The organism is Microbispora sp. GKU 823 (assembly GCF_002027145.1).
GTDB classification, from domain to species: Bacteria; Actinomycetota; Actinomycetes; order Streptosporangiales; family Streptosporangiaceae; genus Microbispora; species Microbispora siamensis.
Genome location: NZ_MWJN01000082.1, coordinates 1 through 15870, shown reverse-complemented (window position 1 = coordinate 15870; position 15870 = coordinate 1). Strand labels below are relative to the sequence as shown.

Here is a 15870-nt window from a genome sequence, read left to right as displayed (position 1 = left end):
CCCGTCGCTCAGCGTGCGGGGGCCTCGACGCGCAGGCGCGGGAGACTCTCGGGGTACTTCTCGCGGATGAACCCGACCAGGTGCTCGCGGATGTCGCAGCGCAGGTCGAAGGCGCTCGCCGAGTCGGCCGCGCTCATCAGGGCGCGCAGCTCGACCAGCCCCTCCGGCGTGATGTCGGTGACCTGCAGTGTCCAGTCCTTCTGGTCCCACAGCGGGTTCTCGCGCAGCGCCCGGTAGAGCTCGGTGCGCACCTCGTCGACCGGGATCGACCAGTCCACCCGGAGGTACACGCTGCCGAGGATGCGGCTCTCGTGACGCGTCCAGTTCTCGAACGGGTTGGTGGTGAAGTAGGACACCGGCAGGATGAGGCGCCGCTCGTCCCACAGGCGCAGCGCCACGTACGTGAGGGTCAGCTCCTCGATGCGGCCCCACTCGTTCTCCACCACGACCACGTCGTCGAGCCGCAGCGCGTCGCTGAAGGCGAGCTGCAGCCCGGCCAGCATGTTGCCGAGCGTGGACTGGGCCGCGATGCCGCCCACCACGCCGGCGATGCCCGCGGAGGCGAGCAGCCCCGCGCCCAGCGCCCGCACCTGCGGGAAGGTGAACAGCATCGCCCCCAGCGCGAGCACCACGACGACCGCCGCCGACACCCGGCGCACCAGTGTGATCTGGGTGCGGATGCGCCGGGCCCTGCGGTTGCGCTCGCCCTCGACCCGGGTGAGCCGGTCGAGGACGACGTCGGTCACCGCGTACGCCGCCTGGATCATCAGCCAGGTCACGCAGGCGATCAGCAGCAGCGCGAGCACCCGCTGGAAGCCGTGGGAGTCCGACCCGGGCATGTCGGGATCGTAGGCCGCCTTGACGGTGCCCACCACGGCCGAGGCGAAGCCCGGCCAGGTGCACCGGCGCACGAACGGCCCGGCGAGCGCCCACCGCTCCCCTATCAGGCGCGATTTCAGCACCCGCCGGACCAGCTCCACCGCGACGATCGCGGCGGCCACGGCGATCGCCAAGGTCACCCAGTTCCACGCTGCCGTTGTGACGGCGCCCCCTGTCGTCGTCATGGCGTTCCCTTTGCCCTTTACGGGTACGCCGAAAACCGCGTGAGTTCAACGGAGTCCGAGATCGGTGAGGAGCAGGGCCGTACGGCGCGCCTCGCCGGCGAGCCATTGGCGGAAGTCGTCGCCGTCGAGCCACATCGGCGTCCAGTCGTTGCGGTCGCACAGGCTCCGCCACCCCGGAGTGTCGGCGACGGCCCGGCACAGGTCGAGCAGGGCGTCAAGCTCGGGCGTGCCGTGCGGGGCGATCAGCCCCGTCCAGTCGGCGTACACGATCCGCACGCCCGACTCCGACAACGTCGGCGCGTCCACCCCGGGCAGCCGCTCGGCGGAGGAGACGGCGAGCGGCCGCAGGCGTCCGGCGCGCACGTGGGGGGCGACCTCGCGCCTGCTGCCGAATCCGAGCGCGAGCCGCCCGTCGAGGACCGCGGCGACGGCCTGCGCTCTGCTGTCGAACGCGACGTAGTCGAGCAGCCGGGGGTCGGCTCCCAGGCCCTGCGCGGTCATGCCGAGCAGCAGGTGCTCCGGGCCGCGGTCGGCGCCCCCCGCCACCCTGGGCCCCCGGGGGTCGCGCAGCAGCGCGGCGGCGAACTGCTCGAACGTGCGATAACCCGAGTCGGGCGAGGCGACCAGCACCTCCCACTCCCCCGTCAGCCGCGCGAGCGGGACCGCCCTGGTCACCAGGAGCGGGTCGCGGCCCCGCGCGCAGGCGGCGAGCAGCGCGGGATCGGCGATCACCAGGTCGGTCCGCGGCCCGCCCGGCCGGGCGAGAGCCGTCCCGCCGTCGCCGGCCTCCCGCCTGATCCGTACGGCGCGGGCCCAGCCGCGCCCCTCGACGAGCGCCTTGATCCCGGCGGCGACGCCGTCCCCGCATCCTCCGGGCGGGCCCGGGACGGCCAGGGAGAGCTCCCTGCGGCGCGGCGGTTCCTGGACGCCGCACGCGCCCGCGAGGGCCAGGACTCCCAGTGCGAGGACCGTACGGCGTCGCATGTCGGCACCCTCCTACCCGAAGAGTCCCTTACACGCACAGACTATGAGTAACTACACCATGTCACCACATAACGGACGTTACGGCTGCGGTGATTGATGCGGGTGGCCCGGACATGCCCGTACGGCCCGCGCCGGGTGGGCGCGGCGTACGGGACGAACGGGTCCTACTCGACCGTCACGCTCTTGGCGAGGTTGCGCGGGCGGTCGACGTCGCGCTCCAGGGCGACGGCGGCGTGGTAGGCGAACAGCTGCAGCGGGATCGTGAGCAGGATGGGGTCGAGCTCGACCTCGTTCTTGGGCACCACGATGCAGTCGTCGGCCGCCTCCGAGGTGCGGTGGCCGACCATGAGGATGCGCCCGTGCCGGGCCCGGATCTCGCCCAGCGTGGTGAGGTTCTTGTCCAGCAGCTCGTCGTCGGGGACGATCGCGACCGTCGGCAGCTCGGGGCTGATCAGCGCGAGCGGGCCGTGCTTGAGCTCGCTCGCCGGGTACGCCTCGGCGTGGACGTAGGAGATCTCCTTGAGCTTCTGGGCGCCCTCGCGGGCCACCGGGTAGCCGCGCACCCGGCCGACGAACATCATGCCCGGCGAGTCGGCGTACTTCTTCGCCAGCTCCTTGATCCGGTCCTCCAGCGTGAGGATCTCCTTGATCTGCTCGGGCAGCCGGCGCAGGCCCTCGCAGATCCGTCGGCCGTCGGCCGGCGACAGGTCGCGTACGCGGCCGAGGTGCAGGGCGAGCAGCGCGAACGCCACGGCGGTGGAGGTGAACGCCTTGGTGGAGGCCACCGAGACCTCGGGACCCGCGTGCAGGTAGATGCCGCCGTCGGTCTCCCGGGCGATGGCGCTGCCGACGGTGTTGACGATGCCGAGCACCCGGCCGCCCTTGCGCTTGAGCTCCTGCACGGCGGCGAGCGTGTCGTAGGTCTCACCCGACTGGCTGATCGCGACGTACAGCGTGTCGGGCTCGACGACGGGGCTGCGGTAGCGGAACTCCGACGCGGGCTCGGCGTCGGCGGGGATGCGGGCCAGTTCCTCGATGAGCTGCGCGCCCATCTGACCCGAGTAGTACGCGGACCCGCAGCCGATGATCTTCACGCGGCGGAACGAGCGGGTCTCGCGGGCGTCCATGTTGAGACCGCCGAGATGGGCGATGTGGAACCGGTCGTCGATGCGGCCGCGCAGCGTGCGGGCGACGGTGTCGGGCTGCTCGGAGATCTCCTTGAGCAGGTAGTGCTCGTAGCCGCCGTTGTCGTAGTGACCGGCGTCCCAGTCGACGGTGAACGGCTCCTTGGCCGTCTCCCTGGCGTCGCTCGTGAACGTGTTGAACCCGTCGGCCTTGATGACCGCGAGCTCGCCGTCCTCCAGGTGGACGACCTGGCGCGTGTAGCGGATGAGCGCGGCGACGTCGGAGGCGGCGAACATCTCCTTCTCGCCGAGGCCGAGCACGATCGGGCTGCCGTTGCGCGCCACCACGATCTCGCCGGGGCGCTGCGCGTCGATGACGGCGATGCCGTACGTGCCGACCACGCCCTTGAGCGCCCGCAGGACGGCCTCCCGCAGCGAGTCGGTCTCCTTCACCATGCGCCCCGATGAGCTGCGAGAGCACCTCGCTGTCGGTCTCGCTCTCGAACTTCACGCCCTCGCCCTCCAGGCGGCGGCGCAGCTCGTCGGCGTTCTCGATGATGCCGTTGTGCACGACGGCGATCCGCTGCTCCTGGTCGAGGTGCGGGTGCGCGTTCACGTCACTGGGCGCGCCGTGGGTGGCCCACCGGGTGTGGCCGATGCCGCTCGTGCCCTTGAACTTCGCGGGTACCGCCGCCGCCAGGTCGGCGACCCGGCCCTTGACCTTGCGCGTCTTGAGGCTCTTGGCGTTCACGACGGCGAGGCCGGCCGAGTCGTAGCCCCGGTACTCCAGCCGCTGGAGACCTTCGAGCAGGATGGGCGCCGCATCCTTCGGCCCGACATAAGCGACGATTCCGCACATAACCGCTCCTATCCGTAAACGATCCGCCGGAGCTGGCGCAGGGTCAGCTCCGGTGCCGCGACACGTCTTCCCGCGAGCTCGGCGGAGATTCTGGGAAAGATCTGGTCGTTGGTGAGCCCCCTCGACTTGAGTTCGCCGTGGCGGCGCCGCACGTACTCTTCCGCGGGCTCGCCGAAGTACGTCAGGACGTCGGCCACCACGCGGGCCGCCTCACCCGGCCCCAGTGAGGTGGTCCGGGTGAGGTGGCCGATCAGATCCTCGAAGGGATGCCGTGCCGTGGACACAGAGCAGGACCCTAACGCAGCACCGATGCCGACTAACAAGTTTCCTGCCCGTTTTCGGGCAGGATCAGTCCAGAGATCGTCCTGCAGCGGCGTCCCTGTGGCCTTCTCAGACGTCCACGACGATGTCGGCCACACGAAGCGACATGACGCTGGGGTCGTCGGCGAGGGGCAACAGACCCGTGGGCCACCCGCTGAGGTTGGGATACGTCGCCGGCAAAAGGCTCCACCAGAGGGCCGGACGACGCGCCCTTCAACCAGCCGGGCCGGGGCACTGGTTCAGCTCGGGACGCGGTCGGTTCGCGGCACCATCTCGACGACGTGGACGACGCGCACGTCCGGCTTGCCGAACAGGCCCAAGAGGTCGTCCTTCGTCATCCAGTTGACGATGAAGCCGTAGACCCGGCCCTCCGAGGCGGCGGCGCGAAGAACGTCCAGATCAAGACCGACTCTGCGCAGGTTACGGCGATCGTCCTCGGTCAGCAGGCCGGCCGACTGCTGGAACTGCTTCGTCGCGGCGGGATCGTCGCACCCGGCCAACCCACGATCGGCACACCCGTCGAGGGCGGACCAGAAGACCGGCTTCGCCGCGGCCGGAACCGTCGGCGACAGGAAGAAATACTTGTCCCTGTCCTGAGGGCCGAACCCATACGGTTTCATCTCTTCGACCAGGTCCCGCTCGGCGAGAGGGCTCGCCAGTTCCACCAGGGCCGTCGCCCACTCCGACTGCCCCAGCCCCCTGATCTGCCGCTCCGCCGCCTTCTTCGCAGCCGGCTCATGACCCCGGCCACCGGCGAACGCCCGCAGATACCCGGTCAGGTCTGTGGTGGGGAACGAGGGGACGGTGGTGAGGTCGCCCAGCGCGTTCTCCACCACCTCCCGCCCACCGCCGGAGCTGCCGGAGGACTGCCGCTCGAAGGACAAGGGGAGAGTGAGAGAGAAAACTCCGTCTGGAGGTTCTAATCGCACAAATACTCCGGGTGGGCGACCTGCACCGCATTCCCGAGAACCGCCAGCATCCGGTGTGCACGACGAGCGTTTGTCGAAACGAACCAGGCAGCAACCCCGACCAGCACCAGGCATATCGCCAGGCCGATCGACCCGATCACCCGCATCCGCTTCGGTAGCTCAGCGCGCGGACCAGGCGTTGAATCAGCCTCAAGGCTACGAAACCATCCCAGGCCGACGTTTGGCACCAACGACCGCCACGACGAGCCGACGACGTTCTACTAGGGGCAGGACTCCTTCTTCGGACAGGGCCACATATCCGTGATCCACACTCCCAGCACGTTCTTGTCGCGGCTCATCTCACGCAGGCGCCTCGGCGACGATTCCGTGATGACTCCATAGATCAGCCCGTCCGAAGCCGCCTTTCTCAGCTCTCCCAGTGCCAGTCCGAACTTCCGCAGATTGGATTCGTCGGTACCGGCGAGCCGCGCGACCCAACTTCTGAATTGGTTCACGGACGACCACTCCACGCATCGAGAGCCTGGCGCGCACCCTTCGTCGCCATCCCAGTAGAGCGGCGAGCCGGCTTTGCGGGACCTCGACAGGAGTACACGCTCAGGAGGGCCGTTCTCCACGCCCAGGGCCTTCTCCGTCACCGGCTTCTTGAACTCGATTATCGCTTCCACGGTCAGGCCCGACGGGAGTCTCTTCAGTACCCAGGCGCTGCCGTCACCCTTCGCCGCCGTACCGAAGCCGGCTCCCGTTCCCAGCCCGAGGAGCACACGGGAAATCGGATCCGGCGACGGCTCAGGCACCTGGACCACTTTCCCTGCCGCGTCCAAGGTGACAGCGTAAGAGCTGGGGGAAATACGTACCGGCCCCCGGAAGCCCGACCACAACTCACCCGTCGCCCCTATCCGGTAGCCACTTCCCTGCGGCTCCCTGTACCAGTTGCGCAAATCCAGCCGTCGTCCCGGGTTCGTCGTCACAGCGGCGAGTTTCACGACCAGCTCCGCATGATCGGGAAACGGTGCCGACGGACGCGGAGCGCTCGCTGCCTCCGAATCACCACAGGCACTGATGGACAGCAGGGCGACGACGAGCGCGCCGAGTGAACGCATCCGCATACCGACACTCCTCATGATGCTCGGGCACCAAATTTCCTCGACGGCTCGGGCGAGGCGCGGAGCAGCGCCTCGCCCCGAGGTCAGTCAACCACAATCAGTTGGGCTGTGAGGCTAGTACCAGACCCAGTCGCTGTTGAGGACGATGCTCTTCAACGCCACGTTTCCCGGGCCCTTTCTGAGATGGAGCTTCCCAGCCGATGTCTGGCGGAACCGATCGACGCTGCAGGTGTTTCCGGCGCTCTGGAAGCAGTTCGCCACGGCAGAATCACTTGAGACCCATAGGGTGGTCCTGAGTGCGGCCTTTCTCTTCGAGATCGTCCCGCCAAGCCTTTCACCAGGCTCTTCCACGGTGGAACCGCAGTCCTTTCCTGCCGTTCGCCCGAGGCTGATACCGCCGGCTACCTCGGCATCCGGGAACCCGAACGCTCCCGACACCTCGATGGTGTAGGTGGTGGCCTGACTGCGGAAGCACGGGGCGCTGTTCACATCGACGGACGAGTTGGCGAGTATGTATTTGTTGAGCTTCTGGGCAGCCTTGTCCAGCACGTTCTTCTTGGTCTTGGGGTCCTTCTTCGTCGGTTTCCAGAACCAGGAATCGGTGTACAAGGTCGAGACTGCCCCCATCTTGTCCACCACCCACTCGGTGTCGTCCTGCCGCGGGTCGCACACGCGCCACCAACCACTGTGAGCGACCTGGAAGAGAGTCCCCTTCGTGTAGCGGTAGGACCGTGTGGGCGTTCCAGTGGTGAGGCCCCAGGAGTAGTACGGGCAGGAGGATCGCGCCGTCGAGACGCTTGTCTCCGCTGCCGAAACGCCCGTACGCGCCTGCATGGCGCCCTTCCCCGTCAACGGGCTGCCGGGACTCGCCGACGAGTCGCTGCGACGTGTCGTCGTACTCCCACCCGCGAGCGAAGCCGACTGGTTGTGCAGGCTCCGCAGGTAGGCTTCGCCGTCGCCGTCCGCATCGTCGCTACCGGCACCCGTGTCGATGAAGTCACTCGTGTCCTCGTTCTGATCGACGACATCGAGCGTGGCGTTGAGATCGTCGCAGGCGTCGAAGGTGTGAACGACCTTGTCCATGCTCTCGTGCGGCTCGGTCTCGCCACTTGTGGTGTTCCTTTCGGTCCACCTGCGTTCCACCTCGGCGGCCACTTGCACCTCGCCGTCGGCGGCCTGGGACACCACCACGTTCTTCAGGACGACCTGAGAGTCAGTACGGGTGATCGCCGAGTCGGACATGGCCTGGTGAGCTCTCACCAGAGGAGCGTTCAGCAGGGAAAGCGACGCGGCGATCGGCGACTCGCGCGTGACATTGGGAACATCCCACACGTCGGGGGCTTCGCCGTCCAGCACCGCATCCTGTGCCTGGTAATAGTCGCGCACGGCGTCGGTATACGTGTCCGTGTCGCACGGCGACGGCAGGGGCTTCGGCATGACCGTAACCGAACTCCACTCGCCGGCCCCGAACCTCGTACGCGCCCGGACCTTGACCGTGTAGGTGACGTCATTGGTGAGGCCGTCGATTCCGACCGTCGCGTCTTCGGTCTCCACGTGGTCCAACTGGTCACCGCTGGGGTCGAAGACCTCCACGTCATAGCCGTCCAGGATGGACATGGAGCCGTTGGACTCCGGCACTCCCCACCGCACGGTCGCGGAACCGTCACCCGCGTCGGCCACCAGGTTCATCACCGAGCTCGGCGGCCCCGCGGGAATGTAGGAGATCTTCAGGCTTACTCGGCTCTGCGCGTCTGCCTCTCCGAAGGTGATCGGAGTCGCCTGATTCGTCTCGACCGAGAACCAGGAGAACTCGTCCCCTGCGATATCCGCCTGCGGGCCGGCTATCGGCATCGAATAGTCGCCGCCGGTTACGAGCCCAGCGAGTTGCGCTCCTGTAGTCTCGGACGTCACCACGGCCTTGAGCGGGCGAAGCACGACGGTCGCATCAGCTGGACACGGTGCACCCGCGCAGGCGGCACTACCGAGATCCAGAACCGCGCTCGTCACCACGGCGCCGTCCGGCACCTCGGACATGTTGAGGGCGAATGCGGAGACGACCCTGTCCTCCCCCTCACCTCCAACCGTGATCTTGTCGGAGTCCTGGAGAACGCACGGGCCACCACCGCAGGCTGTGGCACTGCTCTTCGCGGCTTTGAAGACGAAGTTGCTCTGGCCAAGCGTCAGACTCTGCTGGATCGGCTCAGGACTCGTCTCACCGTCCACTGCTTCGATCGTGAAGCTCACCGGAGCGGATTTCGAGGAGCAGACTTCCACGGCACACGACTGCGCCTGCCACGTGTAGGTCTGCCCGGGCTGCAGGAGTCCCTCCGGCACGTCGACCGAGATGCGCTCACGGCCCGGGATGGTCCGTTCGATGAGCGGCACGGCCCCCACCGGCTGCCCGACGCTGTTGTAGAGGTAGAACCGTGCGGTCACCGGACCGCCTGAGGGCCGTGCCACCATGGCCGACAGAATCGGCGCCTGCGGGTCGGCCAGTCCCGTCTCCGTATCGGTCGGAACGTACGGAGCGTCGGTGGTGATGCGGTAATAGGGGGTTTCGTTGCACATCCGGGGGGTGATGCCGCTGAGACAGGCTTTGACCTTGAACTTGAAGCTGTCGGGGCTGCCCAGCTTGAACTCGTTGCTCACCACCTGCCCTGAGGGGGACCCGGTGACCGGCGGGAAGAGCTGCGCCGACGTCCTGGCCGCCGCCTCGTTCGAGGGAGCACCAGCCTGTCCGGCGTTGTCCACCGCCACGATCCGGTAGTAGTACTGGCCCTGGACCATGCCGCTGTCGCTGTAGGTCAGGCCGTTCACCGTGGCGACGCGGGTAGCCGCCGTCGGGGTGAAGCCGGCGGTCGTCGAGCGGTGCACCTGGTAGGTGACCGTGCCATGGTCGTCGGTGGCCGCGCCCCAGGACAGGTCGACGGTGTCGGGCCCGGCGACCGCATTCAGCGTCCCCGGAGCGGACGGCGGATTGTCCACCGTCGTTGTGTTGCCGACGGCGGTGTTCATGTCGGACTGGATCTGCCCCTGCGTGAGGACGCCGTTGTAGATCCTCACCTCGTCGATGAGACCGCCGTAGTACTCACCCCAGATGCCGTTCCCGCCCATGTGCAGGGGCCCCGTGCTCGTGGCGAGGGTGCCGCTGACGTTGCTCTGTGCGACCACGCTGCCGTTCAGGTAGGTCTTGATGACGCTGCCGTCGTACGTGCTGGCGATATGGCTCCAGGCCCCGGTCGGCAGGGCGCTCGGGCCGCTGACGCTGGTGACGCTGCCGCCGATCTGCAGGTAGCTCGTCGGTCCGACGAAAGTGCGGCCGACGGTGGTGTTGGAGTAGATGCCGTAAGACGTACTGCTGGAGGTCTCCTTCATGAGCACCGAGCGCCAGCTCGTGGCGATGGAGGGCTTGACCCACGCCTCGATCGTCATCTTGTTCGTCAGGCGCAAGGAGGGGGAGTCCGGCACGGTGACCATGCTGGAACTGCCGTTGAACGACAGCGCCTGGCCGAACTTGCCGGCCGCCCAGGTCGTGCCGCTCGTCGTGCCGGCGTTGCCGGTGCCCGACTGGTCGCCCACCGCTGTCCCGGTGCCCTCGTTCATCCCGTACGCCGCGACCAGGCCGGGGAACGGCGTGCTCGACGGGGAGGGCGAGGGAGTAGGGGTCGGGCTGGGGTCGGGCGACGGGCTGGTCGTGGGCACCGGGATGGGCGTGGTCGGGTCGGAGATCGACACGAGGTAGTCGATGTTCTTACCGTCGACCGAGGTCGACGAGTAATTGACCTTCACGTCGCTGGTGCGCGAGATGGCGTCGTTGCCGGCGATCGAGTCGATCGACTCCCCTGTCACCGTGGGGATCTCCGGCGGCAGCAGGTAGTTGACGCTCAGCTTCGGCGGGTTCTGACCCGCCTCCGTGGAGTTGAACGACCAGTACTGGGCCGTGATCGGGTTCGGGTCGTCGGGCCAGCTGCTGCGGGAGTCCTCCGCCGACTTCAGCTCCACGCCGTAGAACCCGCTCCCAGTCACCCAGTCCTTGACCATCTGGGTGACGTTGAAGCTCGTCACGGCGTTCGAACTGCAGCTCGGCGTGACCGTGACCGTACCCGTGGCCGAGGTGGACGGGCGCCGGAGATACGACACCGACAGCCAGGACGACGTGATCGGCGACGCGGTGATGGTACGGCCCACACACGGGCCGGTGTAGGAGCCGACCAGTTGCAGGGTGGCGGAGTCGACGTACTTGCCGGCCAGTGCGCCGGTGTCGCTGCCGAAGTCGATATAGGTCCGGAAGAAGTCCGGGTAGATCTTGTTGGTGGTGGTGCACACGCTGCCGCTGCAACGGCGCTCCGCCTGCAGGTAGGTGCCGCTGCCGACGTAGAGAGTCGATCCGGTCTCGTCCCCGGCACTCGAACTGGAGGACTGCACCGAGACGTCCCTCGCCAGCGTGAGGGAGACCGTGGGATCCACGGTGACGGGGTAGGTGGTGTCCTTGTCCGCGAGGAACCCGGCATCCGGTTTGATCACAAGGGTCTGGGCACCGTTCTTGCCGACCAGCGCGGCGTCGATCCGGCCGCGCGTGTTCGGTGCGGACTTCGCGTCCGTGCTCGGCGCCTCTGTCATGAACGGCTCGGCCGCGGAGGCTACGACCTTGCCCTTGGCGTCGGTGAGCTTCAGCCCGCCCGCCTCGGTCCTGCCCAGTTTGAGCCCCTCGGTCCGTACCGGAAGCCGGAACTCGACGGGGCCGGTGGGCCTCTCGCGCAGCACCACATCGTGCCGGAAGCCTGTGGCCAGGGCTGTGACGACCAGGTCGGCCTTCAAGCCGGACGTGGAGATATCGTAGATCGCCTTGTTGCCCTCGACACGGGGCTTGGGGAGCACGGTCGGCCAGTCGATCGCGAACGACTGCCCCTTGTCGGCGCGTTCCAGCGACGCCAGGTGGGTGTCACCACCGTCGCCTATCCGGACGTCCGCCTTAGCCACCTTGGGCCGAAGTGCACCGTCGCGCTCCTCAAGCGTGGTATCGATCCAGCGGAACGTTCCATCCGACTGCTTGACGCGAGCGGGTCCCGCCCAGGTCTCCGTGGTGAGATGAGAATCGGGATATGCCCAGGTCCAGCTCGTCTCGGTGTCCTTCGATGGCACCGGCACCGGCTTTCCTTGTTTTTTCGCCTCCGCGATCGCCTCTCGTAAAGGGGCGTCCGGATCCTTAGGTTTCGGAAATTGCGTCAACGGTGGAGCAGCCGGTTGCGGAGCCGCACTGGGCCCGACCTCGTTGTCCTCCGCAGCCGCTGGTAGGCCCCCCGCCGTGAGCGCCGCCACGGCCAGGGCCGCTACCAGCGCTTTACTCCTCCCCGACCATCGTGCGGAAGCCCTCGGTAATGCGAGGAGAACCCTTCGTGACTTTCTCTCACAAATACCCCTTTCGCAAGCATGTGGGATGTCACGTGATCTTGTATCAGCAATGCGCTGATACGCACAACACCTGGTGGGCGAAAATTTGGCACATATCCAGATGAGCCCCCATATGGCGGCGAACGTCGGCGAATTCGGGAAATCTGAATTTCCCACATACGTTCGCCGTAACGGGGCGAGCATGGAGAAGAGCGCCTCGTACGCGGAACGGCAGGCCCGGCACGAACAGAGGCGGCGGGAGGGGTTCCTCCCGCCGCTCGGAAACGGCCCGTGTTCCTGGATGCGATCAGAGTCGTCGGATTGTCCCGCGCCAGGCAGTGGCGCGACCGTCGGCGGCAGGCAGTGCCACGACAGGACCAGGGCCGGGGTCAGTTGAGCGTCTTCAGCAGCGCGGCGGCCAGCGGGGCGGACGAAGCCGGGTTCTGCCCGGTGTGCAGGGTGCGGTCGACGACGACGTGCGGCGCCCACGGCTCGCCGGCGGAGAAGCGCAGGCGCAGCGCCACCAGCCGGTCCTCCAGCACCCACTCCATCCGGTCGGCGAGGCCGGCCTGCTCCTCCTCCGCCCTGGTGAAGCCGGTGACGCGGTAGCCGGCGAAGGGCGAGGTCCCGTCACCGTCCGCGGTGCCTGCCAGGGCGGCCACACCATGGCAGACGAGGCCGAGCGGCGTGCCGGACCCGATCGCCGCGGTGAGCAACCGGGCCGAGTCGGCGTCGGACGCGAGGTCCTCCATCGGCCCGTGCCCGCCCGGGTAGAACACGGCCGCGTACTCGCCCGGGTCGGCCTTCTCCAGTGCGATCGGGCGGCGTAGCTCCACGGCGGCCTCCAGCGCCGCGGCGACGGCGTCCGCGCCCTCCTGTCCCCCGTTGAACTCCGGCGCCAAGCTGGCCGGGTCGACCGGCGGCACGACGCCGCCCGGGGTCGCGACGACGACCTCGTACCCCGCCTCCGTGAACGCGCGGTACGGCGCGAGGAACTCCTCGGCCCAGTAGCCGGTGGGGTGCGAGGTGCCGTCGGCCAGCCTCAGGCGGTCGGCGCCGGTCATGACGAAAAGGATCTGTGCCATTGCGGTAGCTCTCTCGACGGGCCTCGGCGCGTACGCGAGGCGCGATGAGCCGGCGGCCGTTGGCGGCTCGCCGGCGGCGACGATCAGACAGTAGGTCGCCATGCCATCGGAGGACCAATAGCGTTGTCACTATGACCCATCAGGAATCCGATGAGCCGGTCCCCGATCGCGGCCCGCTGGACCTCACGCTGCTGCGGACGTTCCTCGCCGTCTACCGGGCCGGTTCCCTCACCGGCGGGGCGCAGTTCCTCGGGTTGTCCCAGCCGACCGTGACCGGCCAGATACGCAGCCTCGAACAGCAACTGGAGCGCCAGCTGTTCGAACGGCTGCCGCGAGGGGTGGCGCCCACCCCGGTGGCCGACGAACTGGCGGCACAGGTCGCCGGGCCTCTCGACGCTCTGGCCGCGGTCGCGGAACGGGGCCTGCCGGGAAGCGATTCCTCCGAGCCGGTGCATCTGGGCGGTCCGGCCGAACTGTTGTGCGTGCGGGTGCTGCCCGCCCTGGCGCCTCTGGTGGATCGGGGCGTACGGCTGCGGGTGACCACCGGTCTCGCCGACGACCTGCTCGACGGACTGCGCGCCGGGCGCTTCGATCTGGTCCTTTCCGCCGTACGTCCGCGCGGGCGATCGGTCGTCGCCGAACCGCTCATGGACGAGGAGTTCGTACTGGTGGCCGCGCCGGCCTGGGCCGCGCGCATCGGCCCCGTCGGCTGCGAGGATCCCGGCCCCCTGCGCGATGTCCCGCTGGTCGCCTACGCCGAGGACCTGCCCATCGTCCGCAGGTATTGGCGGCACGTGTTCCGCACGCGCCCGCCGATGTCACCGGCCGTGGTCGTGCCGGATCTTCGCGGTGTGCTGGCCGCGGTCGCCGCCGGTGCCGGGATCAGCGTCCTCCCCCGCTACCTGTGCCTTCGGGAGCTGCGCACGGGGGAGGTCGTGCCGCTCCTCGACCCCGGCGACGCGCCCATAAACACCCCGTTTCTCGCCCGCCGCGCGGGGCGCCGGAGAGCCCTCATGTCTCCCTCGTCCGGGAGGTGCTGCTCGCCTCGGCGCGCGAGTGGTAGCCAGGCCCGAGTTCGGCGACGGGCCCGGCGCCGGCGGCCCGCGCGGGCTCGGCGAACACGGCGAGCACCGCGCGGTCCGGCGGCAGGCGCGGCGCGGGCGATCAGGTCGCCGGGGCGGCGGCGCGCAGCACCTTCATGAACTCGCGCATCCACGCCGGGTGGTCGGGCCAGGCCCGCCCGGTCACGAGGTTCTGGTCGACGTGCGCCTCGCTGTCGACCCACGTGCGCCGCCGTTCTCGACGTCGGACGCGCAGGCGGGGTACGCGCTGCTCTCGCGGCCCTTCAGCACACCGGCGGCGGCGAGCACCAGCGGCCCGTGGCAGAGTGCGGCGATCGGCTTGCCGGCGTCCGCGAAGTGGCGGACGATCTCCTGAACGTCCCGGTCGCCGCGGATGTACTCGGGGGCACGACCGCCGGGGATCACCAGCGCGGCGTACTCGTCCGGGTTCACGTCGGAGAAGGCGACGTCGGCCGCCCAGGTGTGGCCCGGCTTCTCGGTGTAGGTGTCGAAGCCCTCGACGAAGTCGTGCACCACGAACTGCAGCTTCTTGGCGGACGGCGCCGCGATGCGCGCCTCGTAGCCCTCCTCGAGAAGCCGCTGGTACGGGTACATCACCTCCAGGTCCTCGGCCGCGTCGCCGGTGATGATGAGCACCTTCGCCATCGCGTAACCCCCTCCTGCGTACCGTTGCCGCCTCATCCTGCGCGCGGCCTCCCCCGCAGGTCAACGTCTCGCCCCGCTTCGGTCACGTGCCGCGTGGGCGCCTGGGGATCGAAGGCAGTTGGCACCGGCACCCTCCGGGATCCGCTAGAGTTGTTCACGCGTCGCCGGGAAAAAACCCCGAGCGATGGCTGCGGAAGTGGCTCAGTGGTAGAGCATCACCTTGCCAAGGTGAGGGTCGCGGGTTCGAATCCCGTCTTCCGCTCGGAGCCCGGACGAGATCCGGGCACGGACGATTAGCTCAGCGGGAGAGCGCTTCCCTGACACGGAAGAGGTCACTGGTTCAATCCCAGTATCGTCCACCAGCCACCGAAACCCCGGCCGCGGCCGGGGTTTCGTCGTTTCCCACCTGGTCGCCTCCCTGCAGCGGACGCGAGTCCGGCGTGGGGACGGCGCCCCCGATCGTCATGGCGCCGGTCGCCTCACGGTCGCTCGACCGGATCATCGGCCGGCACGGCCCGCTCGCCGCCCCCACGGGCCGCGTCCACCACGCAGGAACTCGTACGACTCCGGCAGCGCCCAGTTCCGCCATTCGCAAGCCGATATGAAGGAGAACTCGGGCGGCCGATACGGCCTGATCCGCCTCGAGGACCTGCCCGTCTCCGCGAGCGGCGCGTGACGCGCTCGGGCCTGTGCGGATTTCCAGCCGATCCGCGGCGGCGCCGGCCGCCGAATGCGGCCGGCTCCGCCGAGAAATCGCGGCACGGCGCTCGCCTTTTCCTGCGAGCCATTCCCGCCACCACCGGTACGCCCCCGCCGTGAGCACCGGTATAGCGATGGGCACGGCCGATCCCTGCCGGTCGCCGGCGCCGAGATAAACTTCTATCAATTACCCCCGCCCCGACACAATCCATTTCACCGGAAATCATACGACGCTTGTCTAGATTTCCTCTTAATGGCGGACTTTGTCGGCCTTTTCCCGTACTACCAGGACGGGACGACGAGAACCTGCGGCGCGGCCTGACGCATCCGGGTACGCAGCCAGAGCAGTTGGACGGCCGTCTCGGCGGCGCAGTGCCGGGCGAGGTCGAGCAGGTCGTCGTCCCTGAGCCCGCGGGCGGCCTGCGCGACCACGCTCCACGACAGGTCGCACTCGGTGGCGAGGAGGTACAGGCCGTGCAGGTCCCGCAGCAGCGCGAGGCCGCCGCCGTCCCCCCCGCCCCGTCCCGGCGTCACGCGGGGGGCGCCGCGCCGCCCCGGCGTCCACGCCCTCGGCGCCCGCCCGC

The 15870-nt window shown here is 68.7% G+C and carries 10 protein-coding genes, 2 tRNA genes and 2 pseudogenes; 3 read left to right on the top strand and 11 right to left on the bottom strand.

What is annotated here, in order from left to right:
* Nucleotides 1-8: 8 nt before the first annotated feature.
* The 9 genes and pseudogenes from B1L11_RS32330 to B1L11_RS32295 form a co-directional block, all read right to left on the bottom strand.
* Nucleotides 9-1064 carry a mechanosensitive ion channel family protein gene (locus B1L11_RS32330; protein ID WP_079319168.1) on the bottom strand — a complete coding sequence of 352 codons (1056 nt, stop codon included), beginning with the start codon at nt 1062-1064 and terminating at the stop codon, nt 9-11.
* A 45-nt stretch (nt 1065-1109) separates the two neighbouring features.
* The gene (locus tag B1L11_RS32325; RefSeq protein ID WP_079319167.1) at nt 1110-2048 is read right to left on the bottom strand and encodes a tripartite tricarboxylate transporter substrate binding protein; all 939 of its coding nucleotides are present in this window, start codon (nt 2046-2048) and stop codon (nt 1110-1112) included.
* Between the two features lie 164 nt (nt 2049-2212).
* Entirely contained in the window at nt 2213-3628 is a 1416-nt protein-coding gene (gene glmS, locus B1L11_RS32320; RefSeq protein WP_256863071.1) for a glutamine--fructose-6-phosphate transaminase (isomerizing), read from the bottom strand.
* A 52-nt stretch (nt 3629-3680) separates the two neighbouring features.
* Nucleotides 3681-4031, bottom strand: a pseudogene (locus tag B1L11_RS52455) (glutamine--fructose-6-phosphate aminotransferase); the annotation flags it as partial.
* Between the two features lie 8 nt (nt 4032-4039).
* Complete coding sequence (locus B1L11_RS32315; RefSeq protein ID WP_079319166.1) at nt 4040-4315, bottom strand: hypothetical protein; 276 nt, start codon at nt 4313-4315, stop codon at nt 4040-4042.
* 276 nt (nt 4316-4591) lie between these two features.
* Nucleotides 4592-5236: a hypothetical protein gene (locus B1L11_RS32310; RefSeq protein ID WP_079319165.1), complete on the bottom strand. Its 645-nt coding sequence runs from the start codon at nt 5234-5236 to the stop codon at nt 4592-4594.
* A gap of 305 nt (nt 5237-5541) precedes the next feature.
* On the bottom strand, nt 5542-6387 hold the full coding sequence (locus tag B1L11_RS45840) for a hypothetical protein (RefSeq protein WP_143737699.1): 846 nt from the start codon (nt 6385-6387) through the stop codon (nt 5542-5544).
* A gap of 111 nt (nt 6388-6498) precedes the next feature.
* Nucleotides 6499-11613, bottom strand: a complete 5115-nt coding sequence (locus tag B1L11_RS32300) for a LamG-like jellyroll fold domain-containing protein (protein ID WP_179155426.1) — start codon at nt 11611-11613, stop codon at nt 6499-6501.
* A 551-nt stretch (nt 11614-12164) separates the two neighbouring features.
* A complete protein-coding gene (locus B1L11_RS32295; protein WP_079319162.1) occupies nt 12165-12860 on the bottom strand; it encodes a type 1 glutamine amidotransferase domain-containing protein in 696 nt (231 codons plus the stop codon).
* Between the two features lie 131 nt (nt 12861-12991).
* Between B1L11_RS32295 and B1L11_RS32290 the strand changes: the two are divergent.
* Nucleotides 12992-13923 (top strand): annotated as a pseudogene (locus B1L11_RS32290) (LysR family transcriptional regulator).
* 181 nt (nt 13924-14104) lie between these two features.
* Here B1L11_RS32290 and B1L11_RS32285 read toward each other — a convergent pair.
* Nucleotides 14105-14587: a DJ-1/PfpI family protein gene (locus B1L11_RS32285; RefSeq protein ID WP_218671458.1), complete on the bottom strand. Its 483-nt coding sequence runs from the start codon at nt 14585-14587 to the stop codon at nt 14105-14107.
* Nucleotides 14588-14777: 190 nt separating this feature from the next.
* On the opposite strand from B1L11_RS32285, the gene B1L11_RS32280 reads away from it, so the two are divergent.
* Nucleotides 14778-14849, top strand: a tRNA-Gly gene (locus B1L11_RS32280).
* Nucleotides 14850-14874: 25 nt separating this feature from the next.
* Nucleotides 14875-14949: transfer RNA gene (locus B1L11_RS32275), tRNA-Val, on the top strand.
* Between the two features lie 619 nt (nt 14950-15568).
* On the opposite strand, the gene B1L11_RS32270 is transcribed toward B1L11_RS32275, so the two are convergent.
* Nucleotides 15569-15870, bottom strand: a 302-nt coding sequence (locus B1L11_RS32270; protein ID WP_218671457.1) for a hypothetical protein, incomplete at its 5' end; no start/stop codon positions are given.

What these genes read in the sequence shown, in the direction of transcription:
- B1L11_RS32330 (WP_079319168.1), bottom strand. Translation starts at nt 1,064, where the DNA reads ATGACGACGACAGGGGGCGCCGTCACAACGGCAGCGTGGAACTGGGTG.
- B1L11_RS32325 (WP_079319167.1), bottom strand. Translation starts at nt 2,048, where the DNA reads ATGCGACGCCGTACGGTCCTCGCACTGGGAGTCCTGGCCCTCGCGGGC.
- glmS (WP_256863071.1), bottom strand. Translation starts at nt 3,628, where the DNA reads ATGGTGAAGGAGACCGACTCGCTGCGGGAGGCCGTCCTGCGGGCGCTC.
- B1L11_RS45840 (WP_143737699.1), bottom strand. Translation starts at nt 6,387, where the DNA reads ATGCGGATGCGTTCACTCGGCGCGCTCGTCGTCGCCCTGCTGTCCATC.
- B1L11_RS32295 (WP_079319162.1), bottom strand. Translation starts at nt 12,860, where the DNA reads ATGGCACAGATCCTTTTCGTCATGACCGGCGCCGACCGCCTGAGGCTG.
- B1L11_RS32285 (WP_218671458.1), bottom strand. Translation starts at nt 14,587, where the DNA reads ATGGCGAAGGTGCTCATCATCACCGGCGACGCGGCCGAGGACCTGGAG.